13 protein-coding genes are annotated in these 16514 nt (G+C 51.6%); 2 read left to right on the top strand and 11 right to left on the bottom strand.

Annotated elements, in window-relative coordinates:
- From HY879_04465 to HY879_04450, 4 genes are all read right to left on the bottom strand, one after another.
- A partial coding sequence (locus HY879_04465; protein ID MBI5602589.1) for an ABC transporter permease occupies positions 1-214 on the bottom strand: 214 nt, incomplete at its 3' end.
- Between the two features lie 9 nt (positions 215-223).
- Positions 224-1231 carry an ABC transporter substrate-binding protein gene (locus HY879_04460; protein ID MBI5602588.1) on the bottom strand — a complete coding sequence of 336 codons (1008 nt, stop codon included), beginning with the start codon at positions 1229-1231 and terminating at the stop codon, positions 224-226.
- 126 nt (positions 1232-1357) lie between these two features.
- Complete coding sequence (locus HY879_04455; GenBank protein MBI5602587.1) at positions 1358-2059, bottom strand: DUF2461 domain-containing protein; 702 nt, start codon at positions 2057-2059, stop codon at positions 1358-1360.
- A gap of 353 nt (positions 2060-2412) precedes the next feature.
- Complete coding sequence (locus tag HY879_04450; protein ID MBI5602586.1) at positions 2413-3021, bottom strand: SWIM zinc finger family protein; 609 nt, start codon at positions 3019-3021, stop codon at positions 2413-2415.
- 243 nt (positions 3022-3264) lie between these two features.
- On the opposite strand from HY879_04450, the gene HY879_04445 reads away from it, so the two are divergent.
- A complete protein-coding gene (locus HY879_04445) occupies positions 3265-4122 on the top strand; it encodes an aldo/keto reductase (GenBank protein MBI5602585.1) in 858 nt (285 codons plus the stop codon).
- A gap of 122 nt (positions 4123-4244) precedes the next feature.
- Here HY879_04445 and HY879_04440 read toward each other — a convergent pair whose 3' ends face one another.
- From HY879_04440 to HY879_04420, 5 genes are all read right to left on the bottom strand, one after another.
- Positions 4245-5060 (bottom strand): N-acyl homoserine lactonase family protein, encoded by an 816-nt coding sequence (locus HY879_04440; GenBank protein ID MBI5602584.1) that lies wholly within the window; start codon positions 5058-5060, stop codon positions 4245-4247.
- Positions 5061-5113: 53 nt separating this feature from the next.
- On the bottom strand, positions 5114-6412 hold the full coding sequence (locus tag HY879_04435) for an MFS transporter (GenBank protein MBI5602583.1): 1299 nt from the start codon (positions 6410-6412) through the stop codon (positions 5114-5116).
- 105 nt (positions 6413-6517) lie between these two features.
- Positions 6518-7729: an aminopeptidase P family protein gene (locus HY879_04430; protein MBI5602582.1), complete on the bottom strand. Its 1212-nt coding sequence runs from the start codon at positions 7727-7729 to the stop codon at positions 6518-6520.
- 28 nt (positions 7730-7757) lie between these two features.
- Positions 7758-10406, bottom strand: coding sequence for an FAD-dependent oxidoreductase (locus HY879_04425; GenBank protein MBI5602581.1), 2649 nt, complete (start codon positions 10404-10406; stop codon positions 7758-7760).
- Between the two features lie 48 nt (positions 10407-10454).
- Positions 10455-11453, bottom strand: a complete 999-nt coding sequence (locus tag HY879_04420; GenBank protein MBI5602580.1) for a 3-keto-5-aminohexanoate cleavage protein — start codon at positions 11451-11453, stop codon at positions 10455-10457.
- Between the two features lie 203 nt (positions 11454-11656).
- Here HY879_04420 and HY879_04415 point away from each other — a divergent pair, with 203 nt between their 5' ends.
- Positions 11657-12274, top strand: a complete 618-nt coding sequence (locus HY879_04415) for a helix-turn-helix transcriptional regulator (GenBank protein MBI5602579.1) — start codon at positions 11657-11659, stop codon at positions 12272-12274.
- Between the two features lie 148 nt (positions 12275-12422).
- Here HY879_04415 and HY879_04410 read toward each other — a convergent pair whose 3' ends face one another.
- Both HY879_04410 and HY879_04405 read right to left on the bottom strand, forming a co-directional pair.
- The gene (locus HY879_04410; GenBank protein MBI5602578.1) at positions 12423-15380 is read right to left on the bottom strand and encodes a WD40 repeat domain-containing protein; all 2958 of its coding nucleotides are present in this window, start codon (positions 15378-15380) and stop codon (positions 12423-12425) included.
- 141 nt (positions 15381-15521) lie between these two features.
- Complete coding sequence (locus HY879_04405; GenBank protein MBI5602577.1) at positions 15522-16088, bottom strand: MBL fold metallo-hydrolase; 567 nt, start codon at positions 16086-16088, stop codon at positions 15522-15524.
- Positions 16089-16514: the final 426 nt, after the last annotated feature.

Below are 16514 nucleotides of genomic sequence, written 5' to 3'. Positions count from 1 at the left end.
CCAAGAAACCGGTCGCCAGGGCCAGGAGGACTCCCAGAAGGGGGGAATAACCGGAAACAATCATCTTGGCAGCCACAGCCCCGCCCAGAACAAAGCTTCCATCAACGGTAAGGTCGGGAAAAGAAAGGACCCGGAAGCTAACGACAATGCCTAAGGCCACCAGGCCATAGGCCAGGCCCTGTTCCAGCGAGATTTGAAAAATGTTGATGAGAATTTCCAAAATCTATTCTTTGATAGTTTTTTGGGCTTTTTTTAGCAGGGCCGGGGGAATCGTCACTCCCTGGGCCTTGGCCGCCTTTTCGTTGATCACCAGATTAAATCTTTCCCCCAGTCCCCAGGGGACGTCCCCGGCTTTTTCCCCTTTCAGGATGCGCGCTGCCTTGGTGCCGGCCGTCTGGCCGATCAGGAAATAATCCAGTCCATAGGCGGCTATGGCCCCCCGGGACACGCTGTCTATATCTCCGGCAAAGAGGGGGATCTTGTTTTCATTACAGACCTTGACAATGGCTTCAAAGGCGGAGACCGCCGTATTATCGGCGGTAATAGTAATAGCCTGAACCTTTCCGGCCAAAGACTGGGCAGCCTGAAAGACCTCGGCGCTGCCGGATACCGTAGCTTCATGCAATTCCAAGCCTAATTTTTTAGCCGCCTCCCGCATTTCCTTGACCAGAACCAGAGAATTAGCCTCCCCGGCGCTATAGATAGTGCCCCATTTCCTGGCCTTCGGAACGAACTTGGTGTACATTTCAAGCTGGAGATAAACAGGCCAACGGTCGCTGACACCGGTGACGTTGGTCCCGGACCCGGTTCCCGGGGAACTGGTTTTGGGGACCAGACCGGCATCGACCGGATCGGTGACACAGGAAAAGACGATAGGGATTTTTTTTATGGTTTTGACGGCCGCCTGGGAGGTCGGGGTGGCGATGCTATGGACCAGATCCACCTTGGCATCCTGGAATTTCTGGGCTATGGTTTGGGCATTGGCCATTTCTCCCTGGGCATTCTGGCGGTCAAAAGAGCAGTTTACTCCTTCTTTGAATCCGGCTTCGGCCAGGGCGGCCTCAAATCCCTTGGCCGCCCCGTCCAAAGCCGGATGGGAAACGATCTGGGTAATTCCGATTTTGAAAACCTTGGCTTTTTTTCCTTCCTTGGCCAGGGCCATTGAAGAAAAAATAAAAATTGAAGAGAAAATAAAAAAGGACATGGACAAAAAAAGAAGTAGTTTTTTCATTATCAGTACCCTCCAAAAAAGTATTAAATACCCAGCCCTCACTGGGGCACCACGGAACATGAAAATGGAATAAAGAGAGTTTATATGAAGTTTTTCCTACTTGAAACTTGCATCTTGAAACTTGTTTTATCCCCTTTCGGTCAGGGCCAGCAGCCAGCGGTGGAGAGGGGCCATTTTTTTATAATGTTCAAAGCAGAGGTCCACCAGACCGGAAGAAAACAGTTCCGTTGAGTTAGGAATCTCAATTCCGGCATAGAGTCCATTATAAAGCAGGAATTCGGCATTGGGGTGCTTCGGGTCAAACCCCTGAGGGGTTTTTTTGAAATGCTGTCCCCCATAATAATAACCTTCCTGCTTCTTGATCCCCTTGATGATCTTGGCCAGGGCCGGGCCATGGATCGGATGGACGACCGATTGTCTGTAGGTGTCCAGAAGGTCTTTGGGAAAACAATAAAGCCCCACCCCCAACATGAACTTTTCCGGTTCCAGATGAAAATAAAAACCGGAACATTCCATCCGGGGTCTGGAACCTTCCCAGAACCAGATACCCAGGTGGGTTTTATAAGGGGTCTTGTCATGGCTGAAGCGGATGTCCCGGTTGAGACGAAAAAGGGACTTGTTGACCCGGGGGTCGGCCTGCACCCCTGGGGCGATTTTTTTCAACCGGTCTCCCATGGCCAGGATAAAATCACGGGCCGGTGCCATAACCTGCTGTTCGTAGACCTCCTTGTGCTGATCAAACCACATCTTGGTGTTGTTTAGGGCCAGGTCTTTAAAGAAAGATAGGGACTGTTTGGGGAAACCACTAAAACCTGAGAAGATGTCCATGGTTTTGCTCCTTTTTGGGATAATTAGTAACTAAAGAATATAATTCTACGCAAAATGGATAGAATTTCTTAAAGAACACGCCTTGGACCCGGACCAGTTGAGGTTTTATTAACCTGTTTTGTATATCCAAAATCTTGGTTCCGGCTGGTCCGGGTTGGGGTATCCGATTACATAATCGTGGTATGTGAGCTCCCGGCCGCCTGGGTTAAGGCATCGGCCAGAAACCATCCCAGTATGTCCAGACATTCCATGTCTAAATATTGTGGAGCTTTTTTCTGGAAAAGTAAAGTCCCTTGGGCCGGAAATTTCTTAATGGGGGACTTGTTCGTAAGCTCTGGGTTTGGTTTGAGCAATCAGGTTCTCGGCCAGCTTTTTCCAGATGGCAAGGATTGATGATCCTCTAAAGCCTGATTAACCTCAGGAATCGTATTGGCCAATTCCTGGATAAGGCTGATAAGCTGGGGTTTGGTCTGCCCTTTCAGAAAATCCCGAAGAGAAGCGGAAGATTTGGCCTTGGCGGTCAAGGAAGGTTTTTGGGCTATAACATCCTCCTCTTCTTCCCAATCTTCCTCCCATTCCTCTTCCCAGTCTTCATCCAGTTCAAAGTTATCCAGGGCCTCAAGCCGCTTATCTTTATTAGAACATATAGGGATTTCTTTTTTCTTTTCCAGAAGATCAAGACCTTCCAGAACTACGGCCACCGCATGTTTGCAGGTATCCCCGTAAGGGCAATTACAATCCGCGATCAACTCCCCTTTTTGAACATCAACCAGAGTTGCATACAGGTCCGTCCCCTGGACCCAGGCCACCAGGGCCCCATCGGGCGTCAAGGCCAGATCTTCCACCTGGCCGCTTTTTTGATAATCTTTCCCCCGGGAAGCAATCCTGCTCCCTGCCCATTTTTTCAGATCATCCCAGGATAAATTTTTGAACAAATCGATTTTATTATTTTTTTTGCCCATGAATTTTGATCCTTCTGAATCCATTATCCGATCATTTCATGAAAAAAACTTTATCCCAAATATTCGAGCCGGAGTCCAGTTTTTCTTTAATTCCATGAAATTTTAATATTATTTCCAATATGGTCCTTGAGTAATCCAAATATAATTCTTAACTTACAACAAGATAGCAGATTCTAAGAGAGTATATCTGCGGATTTATCGCTAACATTTTGAGAGGCGTTTGAGGTAAAGGGAGATTTTTTTATGCAAAATCCATCTTTTCTAACACGACCTTTTGGTAAAACCGGCAGGAATGTCACCCTCGTCGGTCTGGGAGGCGAAGGGGTACTCCGGACCTTCGGAAAGGAAAAAGCGGCTCAAAAAGTGATCGAGACTGCCCTTGACGAGGGGATTGGCTATTTTGATTCCGCCCAAGCCTATGCCGGGAGCGAAACCTATTACGGTTTGGTTTGGTCTCGACGTTCCACAGACCGGACCAGGATCTTTCAGACCAGCAAATCGGCCAGGAGGACCAAAAAAGAGGCCCTTCTGGAATTAGACCAAACCCTCCTCAAAATGGGGATTGATTACCTCGACCTTTGGCAGATCCATGATGTCAGGACCGAAGAAGATCTTCAAACCATTGCCGGGCCGGGTGGGGCCTTAGAAGCCTTTGTTGAGGCCAAAGTTAGAGGAAAAACGCGCTTTATCGGCCTGACCGGTCATCATGACCCGGAAATTTTGACCAGGGCCGTAAAAACCTGGCCGATAGATTCGGTTCTGATCCCGGTGAATCCTGTTGAAGGAATCCTGGGAGGGTTTCTGACCTCCACCCTGCCGGCGGCCCATGAAAAAGGGGTGGCGGTTATTGGGATGAAGGTCTTGGGGGCCGCTCATTATTTAATCCCCCAGTCCGGCATAACCCCCGAGTTGCTCATTCGATTTGCCCTCTCCCAGCCCATCACCTCAGCCATTGTAGGGTGCTCCAGTCCTGAAGAGGTAAAAACCCTGGCCCGGACCGGCCGAAATTTCGAACCCCTATCTCCTGAAGAACACCAACAGATCCTCCATCTTTTTTCGCCTTATGCCGGGAGGCTGGCCTTTTATCGAGGTGTGATCTGAAGCCGGACCCGGGGATCAGGATATCCGCCTGTTGAATCAACCGTCTGCTACTTCCCCGGGCAACCTCTTGGTCATAAAAGTCTCCATTAAATTTCCAGACCCGTGCCCCGGAAACCCGAGTTCTAAACGCCTGTGACCAATAAAGACGGTTCATGGCCCGGAGCTATATACTCCGGACTGTCGGAAGGAATCATTGAAAGAATCTTGTAACAACTGTCATAATAATCGAAATAGTTGTAAATGAGGGGGGAGGGTATGAAATGGCCGTAGATTTGCGGCGCTGGCGTAATTTTGTGCTTATTGCCCTCCATATCCATCATTTCGTCTTGCTGTGAAAAAGCCATACAATACATGTGCCAATGGTCCCCAACTAAAATCCTTATCCCCTTGGCAGTGGTGACCGCAACAGACATGGATCCCGGCGTGTGACCCGGCGTCAGGAAACACTTGATGCCTTCGGTCAACTCGAAGTCTCCATGCACTTTGATGCAATTCGAGGAATGCAACGCGTCAATCAGGACCGGGTCGTAGTCCTTGCGAACCTTCATTATCGGCAATGGATCGAGCAGGGTCGCCCACTCGTCTTTTTGAAAAATCATCCGGGCGTTCTTAAATATAGAGGTGTTCGCGGCATGGTCGTTATGCAGATGGGTAAAGAGGATGGTTTCAATCTCTTGAGGGTCGCACCCGGCTTTTGCCAGGGCTTTCTCAACGTACGCCCGACCACCCTTGGCCGGATAGTTCCCCCAGGCCTTACCGTCAACAATAAAGTCGTCCGAGATTCCCGTGTCTACTAAGACGTTGTGTTTGCCGTTTTGCAGGAGAAACCCTAAATACGGCCCATCTATCAAGAAATCCGGGCCAAGGTTAGGCGTGGCTACCGTCTTAGGAATAGTTATTTCTCCGTAATAAAGTACCTGGATATCCCAGAAGATCATGATTGTTCCTCCTCGGTTTTGGATAGATCTTCATAAACACCTCCGGGGTGCTCTCATCGCTCGGCTTCGAGTATAAATCCCTGGACTTTGGCCATGTCCGTGGGATAATGCCTGGAACCTCTCCAGAAGCAAATACAGGCAATGATGCCTGGCAGGCACAGGAGCATCATAGCCGCCTTAAGTCCCCAGGCGTCGCCTCCCAGGGCATCGGAAATGGCCCCCACAGCCGAAGGCGACCATCCGGCACCGCCGATCATCATTACAAATCCACCCATGCCCCAGGCCACCCCCTTAAGTCCTGGACCCACTACGTCCTGAGAAATAGCGTTCACGGCGGGAATCCCCAATACGGCAAATATACCCCAGATCACGATCAAGGCAAGTCCCGCGCCCTTTACGTTGAGAAAAAGAGCCAGAAATAGCAGGACCGCTCCAGCGGACGAAGCCAGGATCGGGGTGTACATGCGCCCCTTTTTGTTCTTCTTTTGCCACAAATCCGCGATCACACCGCCCAACGGAGCACCGATTATCCCCCCCAGGGCGGAGACACCCAGAATCATACCGGCTTTCGCTTCTGATACACTTTGGGCGCGCATGACAAACGCCCCGCCCCAGGCGCTGAAAGAAAAAGTCGTGGCCATTTGCATGGCATAGCCGATATACAGCCACCTAAGGGTCGGAATTCTGAAAAGGTTGACAACCGATGACCAGAAACCGATCTTTCCCCCGTGATCGGCTATCACAGCCACGGTTTTGTAGTCTTTGAGGAAGAAGGCCAGGATACCTAAAATAATTCCCGGAACGGCGAAGACGAAAAACGGGGTCCTCCAGCCTCCATAATGGGCAGAAAGAAACCCGCCCAGCAAAGCCCCCATGGCCGATCCCAGCGGTATGGAGGCATTGAATATTCCCAGGATCCGGCTCCTGGTTTCTTGAGGATAAACGGCGCTCAGCATAGCTGTGCCCGCAGAAGGGAACCCGGCCTCACCCACCCCAACCAGAATTCGGGGTAAAAACACGCCTGACAGACTTCGGCCCAAACCGGTTAGGTAAGTAAAGGCGCTCCAGATAATGGCCATCAAGGACAGGGTCTTCCGCCTGCTCCAGCGGTCGACCAGATAGGCGGCAGGAAAGGCCAGCACGGCCATGCTCAGGAAAAAGGACGTTTGTAATATCCCGGCCTGGGTGTCCGTAAACCCCAGGTCTATTTTCATGGGCTCCAGCACCGCCGAAAATACCTGTCGATCCATAAAGTTGATCATGTACAGCAGGAAGCAAAGAACCAGCACACAGGTTCTTTGAAGTCCGCTTACTTTGAATTCTTCAGATTGTGCGGGCCTAACATGGTTCATCCGTCACCTCCTGGCTCGTTATCTGGGTCTGATACGCTTTAAAATCATCTGGTCTGACCTTACATCCCTTCCCTGAATTTCTTCCGACAAGGATCGCCGTGGGCTTCAAGCCACCCTTAGCTTTCTAACCGGATATTTATTCAGTTCCCTTAAGCCGTCCTGAGTGAATACACAGGTGCTCCCCACCCACAACCCTTTCTTGAAGTCGGGCGCGATGGGGTAAACCATTACCTGTACACAAAGACCCGGCTTGAAGACCAGGTCGAGATGGGACTGTTCGGCTTTTTGTGGAAATTCCGGATGGGTCTGCCCGACGAAGGGCGGAGCGTTATAGTTGCACCAGCCTGAAACCAAGCCAGTGGCCAGGTAACCGATCTCTTTGATGGGCTCAACAAATTGATCTACATCGCTTCCTTTCATACCCGGCTTGAGCTCACGAATCACTCGTTCCTGAACCGAAGCGGCCAGTTCGAACAGGTCCCGATATTCCCTGGTCGGTTCTCCCAGGAAAATGGTGCTCATGAGTTTGGTGTAGTACATGCCGTATCCCACCGGCATTTCCGTCATCACCAAATGATCGGGTTCCACGGTGCGATCGGTCGGCCAAAAATCGGGATATGGCCATTCCTGGTTCGACATGGGCCATGAACTCAAATGCATCATGCAATGGTTGCCTTTATGCATGAAGGCTATCTGTTCGCAAATACGGCGCAGCTCGGCGTGGCTGATGCCGGGCCGGACGGCGTGGAACAGTTCTTCATGGCAAAGGTCATTCAACGCAGCCGCCCTGTCGATTAGCTTGATTTCCTCATCGCTCTTTATCGAGCGAATGTTTTCGTACCATTCGCTCACGTTCTGGAATTCCGCTCCTGGAAAATCATTTAAAAAGCGGATATAATGCTCGTAGGGGATCGTGCAGGGCATGAAGTAGCTAACCCCTGAACCGACTATGCCAATGTGGCCCTTTTCGAGACCAAGCTCTTTCAACCTGTCGCTAACGCCGATTTCGAGCTCAATACCGACGCGCACATCCTGGATGGCGCTGATGTCTTTGGCGTTTTGAACGTGCAGCACCATACCAATATGCAGGGTCGGCGCCTCGTTGACCGGAAACACCACGTAGGTGTGCCCCACTCCGGCAAAGTTGGACAAATACTGGGCGTTGATCTGGCCCGTATCGTTGCCTCCCAGAGAAGTGGCTCCATAGATGACCAGGCAATCCAGGCCCGTTTCCTTCATGGCTTCCAAGAGCAGGCCATATCTTCGTTCGTACTCCTGCCGGGAAAACGGCGGAAAGTAGTGATTGGGCGCTAACATCAGGCAGTCTCCTTTCGTTTGATTTTAGCTAAAGCCTTATATGCAGGTCCTCCAACGGGTAGCTCAGGCAGGGGTGAATGTATCCCGCCTGCTCGTCCGACCACCGCCGACGCACGCGGGAGGGGGTGAAGACCTTTCCCGAAACCAGGCGGGTACGGCAGACGGTGCATTCCCCCGATCGGCAGGCCGACGGAATCACCAAGCCGGCCCGTTCGAGCGAAATCATCAACGGCTCGCCGGCCTTGGCCTTAAAGAGCCGGCCAGACCTTTCTTCACGCACTTCGAACGCGGTCTTGAATGAAATTCCAGGCCAGCCCGGTTCCAGGGTCACATCATCCGGGGGCCCGTAAGCCTCTTTCTTTATGCGTCTATGGGGTACGCCGAGGCTTTCCAGAGCCTCCTCACACAGGACGTGCATCCGGGCAGGACCGCAAATAAAGAAGGTCTTGCCTTGAACCGAACCCAGGCGCGACAAAATCATCCTGGCGTCCAGCAGACCGCACAGCCCGGACCATCCTTTCGGAGGCCCGCTGATGACCAGGTCCACTTTTACGTTTGGATGACCAAGGGCGATCTGTTCCAGTTCATCTCTAAAGATGATGTCATCGGGACTACGGCTGCCGTAAAGGAGATGAATACGTAAAGGCCGCTTCTCTTCCACCGCATCCCGGATGATGGACATAAAGGGTGTAACACCGCTGCCGCCGGCCAGAAAAACGAGATGGTCCGAATCCATCAACGGTTCGTGATAAAATGTCCCGTGGGGTCCGTTGGCTTCCAGGACGTCACCGGATTTTACTTTGTCCATTAAATAGGGAGAGACCAATCCCCCTTCCTTATGACGAACCGTGATATCCCAATAGGGCTTTCCCAGAGAGGAAGAAATGGTATAGGGCCGTGAAGTGGCCACTCCGCTAAAATGGACGAAGATATGGACATACTGTCCGGGCCGGAAAAGAGGCAGCGATCCTTCGGCCGGGATCATTCTCAGGGTCTTGGCGCTGGACGTTTCCTCTGCGATTTGATCCACTTTAAGCAGGATCCGATTGGGATGCAGCCTGGATATAATGTTTTTGGCTTTGGAGCCCTCCCCATTGGTCAAGGTCCGACCGCCTTGGGTCTGCTGCTCCATTTGGTTCTTGATTCGTTCCATTACGACCGGGGCCGGACCGCCCGGTTTGGCGTCCTCCAGCAGGTCCTGAGCGGCCAGGAACCCCGAGAGAATGCAGGGCATGAATCCTCCCCCGATGTTGACCCAGGCATTGGCGAAATAGAGACCCGATAAAGGCCCGCGACTGGGAAGGCGTCCCAAGGGCGAACATTGTCGATTTTCGGCAAAGCCCGTAAAACTACCCCCGGGATTGGCCGTATAGCGGGTATTGGTCAGGGGGGTGGCGATATCCAGCACTTCTATATGGTTCCTGAGATCAGGGGCCACAATTTCCGCCAATTCCATGGCCTTGACCGCCAGCCCACTCTTGGCTTCCAAGTATTCGGAAGGAGAAAGCTGTAGCCAGGGCGCACCGTGAGCCCCCAAGGTTATTACCACGGAGGCCGTGCCGGGCGGGGAGAATTCGGGGTCGGCCAGGTTGTAGGCCGTAACCGCCGCCGCCAGTGGTTGCCTATTGACCGCTTTTAGAGCTGCTTCATCATGCTGGTCCAAATTGAAGTCGATCCCGACAAAGGTTTCATGCGTCTTCAGACCTAAATCCTGACAGGTACAATCCAGACCCAAATAGACGTTGAAGGTTGAAGCCCCGGCCGACCAGGCCCCCAGGCGCCTGAGATACCAGTCAGGAACCTTGTCCCGGCCGATCAGATCAAGACAGGCGACTACCGGATTGGCGTTGCACACCACCCGGGGGGAAGCGATTTTCGTGCCGTCTTCGGCCTGGACACCCTGCACCCTGTTCCCGGAAGTCAAAATGCGGGCCGCGCCTTTGTTCAGCCAAACCTGACCGCCATTGGCCTCAATGACATCAACAAAGGCTTGAGACAGCGCCTGGGACGTGCCTCTGATATGGGCCGGTCCGTAGGTCAGGTAAGCCGTAAAGGCCATAGCAAAAGCAGTAATAGGCAGCTTTGAGGGCGGCTGGCCCAGATAGTTACAGAGCTGTCCCAACACTGCGCGTATCCTCTGGTCCGAGAAAAAGGAATCAAAAACTTGAGCCACCGTGTGATTGGAATAGGCCGTCATCCTGGGGAATTCCGGTGGGTTCAGGCTGTTTGGGGACCCGCCCAGAATATTGGCTCTCATCGCTTCTTCCGCTATATCGAAGACCAGGCTGACAAAACCTTTGATTCCGGACGCCTCTTTAGGGAATTCATTGGCCAGGGTCTCCTCGAAATTTTGACGACCCACCGGCAAAATCACATCCAGACCCGGAAATAGGCAACGATAGAACTCAGGCACCGGCATAAACTTGACCCTGGGCGCCACCCCCCAGCCATTGAGCAAGCCCCACAAAGGACCACGATTCTCGTTGCCTCCCACACCGGAGAGCTCATGGAGAGCCACGTCAAATTCGAACCGGCCTCGGAGGAAAGAAGAGGCATAACCTCCGGGGACATTGTGTTTTTCTAAGAGCAATACTCTTTTGCCTGCCTGGCTTAAACAGGTTGCCGCGGAAAGACCGCCAAGCCCGGCTCCTATTACGATCACATCGAAGTCTTTCATAATGGCCAGACCTCCCTTTTCATCCGGTTTTCAGGCATTGTCTGAATCTTATTTTTTGAGAGTATCTATACCTACGAATCTCCTGTAATCGTCGGCAGTGGCAACCTTCCGACCCAGTGCTTCTATCAGCGCAACAGCCTGTCTAACTACGGATACGTTATTTTTGATCACTTCATCTTTGTGGGGGTACATATAGAGGGCGTCTTCCATTCCCACTCTGGCGCCCATCAAGCCCAATGCAATTGCCGTGGCAACCGAAAAGAGTCCGGCTCTTCCCGCCATATCAATCATAATGGCACAATTTGGATCAATCTTTTTGAGTTCCCTGACTACAAAGGTTAAACATTGAAACATGGAATCGGGGTCTTCTATATAACCCCACCCGGGATTCCCCATGGCCAGACGGAAGTAATAGGGTTTCTTGGCGACTCCCGTGTCTATAAGCCAGCGCCTTACCAGGGAAATGTCCCCAACGTTATGGAGGACCATTTCGGGTTTGCATCCGATTTCCTGCATGAATCCCACATGGGTTTGGCATATTTCACGGGTTTGAACTACCGAAAAATCACCGGCTAAATTAACCGCGGTAACCGTGATTGGGGCAATTTCTATAATATCCTGAAACTCAAGTAATGGGCGCAGGGACTCGGCAACAGTATTCGCTCCCTCCGGACACCCGCAGACCACCACATCTCGTCCAAATTTGTTTTTGATCGGGTCGATTACCTCATGATATAATTTTACATCAAGTGTATGCCGGCCCTGGTTATCCCTTACATGGGTATGAAACGAACAAGCCCCGGCCTCTACGGATTCCACAATATCGCCTTTGATCTCCTCAGGGGTATATTTTTGGTTGGGGTTGTCTTCTTTCATAATAAAAGCCCCGACAGGGGCCACCTTGATAACAAAAGTCTCGGGAAGATCCCATTTCCGCTGTTCAACCCAGGTCTTTTTAGCCGCAAATATCGTTTCAGGCGGTGTTGAATAATACCCCTTCATGTCTTTATACTTTGCCAGCTTCTCTTCCTTTTGACTATGAGTCATATCAGCCTCCTATGAAAAGAAGATTTGAATGCTTTAGATTGAATGCATCTTATAGCTGCCAAAATTCTTTTGTCAAGATAATTATTTCGATATGATCGAAATTATTGACAAGGATTGAAAAATAAAATACATTGGACTTTACTTGCTTGGCTCGAAAGCACATTACGCTCCGGCCAAGTTGCGGGAAATGCAAGGAGATTAATATGATGAGTGATTTCGGAACTAAACTGAGGGCCAGACGCCGAGGCCAAATGATGACTCTTAAGCAACTATCTGAAAAAACAGGGCTATCAATAAGCCTCCTGAGTGAAATCGAGCGGGGTCTGGCCCAACCCTCCATGTCATCGCTCAAAAGAATCGCTCAGGCTATGGACTTCAGCCTGTTCAATTTCGTTGAGGAGCAAACCGATCCAAACGGGCACCAGAACCAGATGACCTTACAATCGAAGAGACATAGCTCCCCTGGTACCTACACTAAAGATATCGGGGTTGTCAGGGCCGGAAAACGGAAAAAGCTCATGTATCCCAACTTTCCCGCCTTGTTCGAGATGCTTACCCCCGACCTGAATCGCTTGATCGAAATGTTGTATGGCAGGTTTGAGCCGGGATTTAACTCCGGGCCGGAACCTATCAAAGATCCCCCCGGAGAAAAGTGCGCACTTATTTTGAGTGGCTGTCTAGAGATGAAGATCGGAGAGACGACCCTTCGTCTCAACGAAGGGGATGCCGTTTATTATCCCGGTGATGCACCGGTGTATTTGCGTGTGATCGGGGAGGAAGCCTGTCATTCCATCTTGGTCGTGACCCCTCCAACTTTCTAATATTATCAAGGGCATCTTCTTTGCATGGAGCGTTGTCAATTTAAAAGAACTGACCCCAGCTCCCAGACGTAGCCATTCTTTAGTCGCCGGCCTGGCGCGTAAATGAAGGGGGCGAGATTTTCTGTCCATTGCAAACAGCCATCTCCTGTCAGGGTGTTATCCTGACTAAATCACGATTATCGACCATAAACGGATTGGTTTGCCAGGGGCATCCGCAGGATGGACAGTGTAAGGACAGCTCTGGAGAATGACTCTTTTCTTTAGGCTTTTTCCTGGCCCTTTTTAATTTTCTGATAGATTCAACAACGGCTGAAGGGACCTCGCTACTCTTTCCGCAGATCGGACACAGGGTTGACAACGTCTTATCCCAATGCCCGGTCCCTCCCTGAAGATCGTAATGCCATTTCCGGACCGGAGTTACCCGCACCTTCCAAGGGACACCTCTTGGGTTCCCTTTCCCCGGCTCAATGATCTGGAATGCTTCTCCGTCCCCGGAATAAGAACAGGCCAGGATGGTATTCCCTTTCAGGCAAAAATCTCCTCTCATGACTTTATCCAATCTAATTGCCGAGAGGCAAAGCCCGGTTTCCAGGTCCCATAGTCTCAGGGTTTGATCATCACTGTGGGATACGGCCTTTTGTCCATCGGCCGTTACCACTACGGATATGATAGCCTCGGTATGCCCTTTCAGGATTTTTAAGGGCCGGCAGTTTTCCAGGTCCCAGAGCCGCAAAAGCCCATCTTGTCCACCCGACAAGATCCGACGGCCCTCGGGGGTGGCCGCCAACACGGAGACATCCAGGGTATGCCCTTCCCGGACCGTCAAATCCCCGGTTTCCAGATCCCACACTTCCACATGACCGGTGTTCGTTCCGGTTGTGACCCACCGGCCATCGGGGGAGACGTTCAGGGCAGTGATTTCGCCCGATACTTCTTGAGACCTTAGACAAAGGCCTGACTTCAGGTCCCAGAGCCGCACCATGCGGTCTTCGCAGGACGATATTGCCCTCCGGCCGTCAACAAGGAAGGCCGGAAAAAGGACTTTCCCGGGATGTTTCATGATTTTCAGGCACCGTTCTTTTTCAAGGTCCAAAAGAAGCAAATGTTTTCCATAGTCCCAATGCTTCTTCTTGGAAAATACTTTTTTTGGGATCAGGGCCAGGGCCACTCGGCCGTCGGCAGACAGGATCAAATCCGCGACCGTCGTGCCGGACTCCCTTTGAAAGCGTCTCAAACAAGAACCTGTTTCGAGATTCCATACCTGCACCAGTCCACTGTCATAAAGGCTGCCTGTTACCGCTATCCGGTCATTATGGGTGAGGGCCACCTTATTGATTCGTTCGCATTCCAGGGTCTTCAGACAGCGGCGGGTTTTCAGATCCCAGAGTTCGAGGATGGGTTTATAGGACCCGCTCCGTTCGCCCGCGGCCAAAAGGGCCTTTTGTCCATCGGCGGTCAAGGCCCCGGCGCCTAAATCCCGGGGTCGCTCCAATGGATGGCCGAGGCCGCGAACCCCCTCCAGATCCCAGACCCGGAGTGTTTCGTCGGCACTGCAGGAGATCGCACAGCTCCCATCGGCGGTAACGCTTACGGAAAGGGCCTCATCCGTATGACCCGATAATATGACCGGACTACGGCCGCTGGGCACATCCCAGACTTTTATCGTTGCCACATTCTCCATAACAGAGAACCCTTCGACGGATACGGCTAAACGGCCATCGGCAGTAGCAGAGAGGCCGGTAATCCAGAGATCCCTTTCCATCTCCCTCCATTCAAGCTGATTATTAGACGCTGTCCAGATCTTGAGCTGTCCATCCAAACTGCCTAACAAGGCCTTCCTGCCGTCTCCAAACAGGGCCAGGGCCTTAGCCGAATCCAGCCCTCCCCATATCTCAATAAATGATTCGGTGTGGTCTTCCAGGGACTTTAAACATTGGCCGGTTTTCAGATCCCACCAGCTCAGGGTCAGGGAAAGTTTCCAAAACTTCCCAACCGCGCCGTCCAAATGCGGCGTCAATTCAAGCAAGACCGCCTGCTTTCCGTCGGCTGTGATCCTGATGGTTTTGTTGGAACTATTGTTTCCTTCCAGGGTCCGGAAGCAATTGCCGGTACTGAGATCCCAGAATCGTATTTCCTTGTCTTTCCCGGCAGATGCCGCTAAACGTCCATCGGCGGTCATGGAAACGGATTGGATTTCATCCGTGTGCCCCTCCAAATAAAGCAGGGTACGGCCTGATATCAGATCCCAGACCCTCAAGACCTTTTCTTTTCCGCCCGATACGGCCAGGCGCCCATCGGCAGAAATTGCGACGGAGTTGACTATGTGTTTATGTCCTTCCAGGGACCGCAAACACTTGCCAGTCTTCAGGTCCCAGACTCGCAGGGAGAAGTCCCTGAACAAACCCCACGAACCTCCACCCGAGACGGCCCACCGGCCGTCCGGGGTAAGGGCCAGGGCCTGAACATCGTCGGTATGTCCTTCCAGGGTATAAAGCAGGGCCGGGTGGGGGTTGAAAGGCGGACGCCAGGCTGCGTGCCGCAGCAGTATGGGCCCTCGCTGGCCGGAGTGTATTATCTCCTCGGCCGCCTGGGTCACCGGCCCCTCAGCGGCTTGGCTATATGCTTGGGCCAAAACCAGGTTCGGCACCGAGCCCGTTTTTAGAAAATGATGGGTCTGGGATTTCGTGAACTGGGCGAAGGCCGTTAAGCGGTCCAGACGGGTTGGATGACGGAGTAGGCGCTGCCGATCCGCCTCCAGTTCCTCCTTTTCCAGTAGTTTCAGGGAAGGAATGATCTCCAGTTTTTTAATCTTACCCCGGGCATAAAGCAGGAGATCCTGCGTATATTTTGCCAGCCGGGCTTTTTGTTCCCTTTTCTTTTTAGTGGTTTCCTGATTTTCCGGCAGGGCCTCCAGGGCGGTCTGAAAATCCTCATTCAGCTCATGGACCAACCCGGTCGCGATTTTTTTCTCTAAAAAACACAGGTCGCAGAGGACCCGCTCCAACCCGTCCCAGTCTTTGGCTTGGATCGAATGATAAGGCAGGTCGAGGTTTTTTTCTACCCTTTTCAGGACAGGCTCGACTTGGTTATCAGTTTTTTTAGTCATGGAATCCTCGTATAGAAAAACAGATCTGATAAGAAAATTACTATGAGTTGGGGAAAAAGGAAAGACCAAATTGGCACCGGAACAAAGATGCGCACCACGGTATCGCAACGCCCGTTGATGGCCACTGTCTCTTATGGGGGATTACCTTGTAGGCCTAAAAAATGGCTGACCATGGCCGGGGATCAAAATATCCGCTTGTTGAATCAATCGTCTACTGCTTTCTTGGGCAACCTTTTTGTCATAAAAATCTTCATTGAATTTCCAGACATGTCCCGATTGAAGCCAGGAAAGGTTGATAATGGCATCTCCGCAAATAGCCACTTTAATCTTTTCCTGTTCATCCGACCATAGAAGGGAACAGTGCTCTTTGGTGTGCCCCGGTGTGTGCATAACCCACGTATGGGGCAGAATTTGATCCCCATCCTTTAGAGGAGTGAATTGTTCTTTGCTCGGACTGTTGAGTTCAGCCAGGGCTGAATCCAGAGCATACCATTTGGCCTGGTCAAAATATTCCAGGCTGCCACAATGATCCTGATGAAAATGGGTGATGAAAACTTTGGAGATTGCCTCGGACCGGAACCCGTTCCGTTCCAACAGGCCCTTCAACAAGGCCCAGTTTCGGGTCTTATTTTCAGAGGAAACATCCCCTTCCCGTTCATAGCCGGTATCCACCAAGAGGGTCTCATCGCCCTCCTGGATAACAACCACTGAAGATCCTCCTCCGATCCCCATTTGGTACTTCAGCCCGGCCTGGATCGGCGAGGCAGAATTTCCCGGATCAATTGTGGAGGAACCGACTTTAATGATTTTAACCTTCAGATTCCACATTTATGATTGCATGCATTGGGGACGTTGTTCATTTCATTCAGTTTTAGTAGCTGCTTCCATCGCTTTAATTGCCATAGCCACCCCAGTTGTCCCAACTCCAACCTGGCGAGCGATCTCAGCCATAGGGAGTCCCAGTTCCCTGTATAAATAAAAACAGAGCCTTCTTCGAAGTTCCGACACGGCCTTTCGGCGGCTCCCAGATTTTAGCTCAATTTCATTAACTCCGGCTTCTCGACATTTTTCTTTAATGATCCTCGACAACGACCCGGCTTTCTTTCGGGCTCTAATTTGCCGGACCAGTTTTTG

This window comes from Deltaproteobacteria bacterium (genome assembly GCA_016219225.1).
Classification (GTDB): domain Bacteria; phylum Desulfobacterota; class RBG-13-43-22; order RBG-13-43-22; family RBG-13-43-22; genus RBG-13-43-22.
This window is presented reverse-complemented; position numbering and strand designations above follow the sequence as displayed.

Coding starts and splice junctions, on each gene's coding strand:
- HY879_04420 (MBI5602580.1), bottom strand. CDS start 11,453: ATGACTCATAGTCAAAAGGAAGAGAAGCTGGCAAAGTATAAAGACATG.
- HY879_04430 (MBI5602582.1), bottom strand. CDS start 7,729: ATGTTAGCGCCCAATCACTACTTTCCGCCGTTTTCCCGGCAGGAGTAC.
- HY879_04450 (MBI5602586.1), bottom strand. CDS start 3,021: ATGGGCAAAAAAAATAATAAAATCGATTTGTTCAAAAATTTATCCTGG.
- HY879_04415 (MBI5602579.1), top strand. CDS start 11,657: ATGATGAGTGATTTCGGAACTAAACTGAGGGCCAGACGCCGAGGCCAA.
- HY879_04445 (MBI5602585.1), top strand. CDS start 3,265: ATGCAAAATCCATCTTTTCTAACACGACCTTTTGGTAAAACCGGCAGG.
- HY879_04460 (MBI5602588.1), bottom strand. CDS start 1,231: ATGAAAAAACTACTTCTTTTTTTGTCCATGTCCTTTTTTATTTTCTCT.
- HY879_04455 (MBI5602587.1), bottom strand. CDS start 2,059: ATGGACATCTTCTCAGGTTTTAGTGGTTTCCCCAAACAGTCCCTATCT.
- HY879_04410 (MBI5602578.1), bottom strand. CDS start 15,380: ATGACTAAAAAAACTGATAACCAAGTCGAGCCTGTCCTGAAAAGGGTA.
- HY879_04435 (MBI5602583.1), bottom strand. CDS start 6,412: ATGAACCATGTTAGGCCCGCACAATCTGAAGAATTCAAAGTAAGCGGA.
- HY879_04425 (MBI5602581.1), bottom strand. CDS start 10,406: ATGAAAGACTTCGATGTGATCGTAATAGGAGCCGGGCTTGGCGGTCTT.
- HY879_04440 (MBI5602584.1), bottom strand. CDS start 5,060: ATGATCTTCTGGGATATCCAGGTACTTTATTACGGAGAAATAACTATT.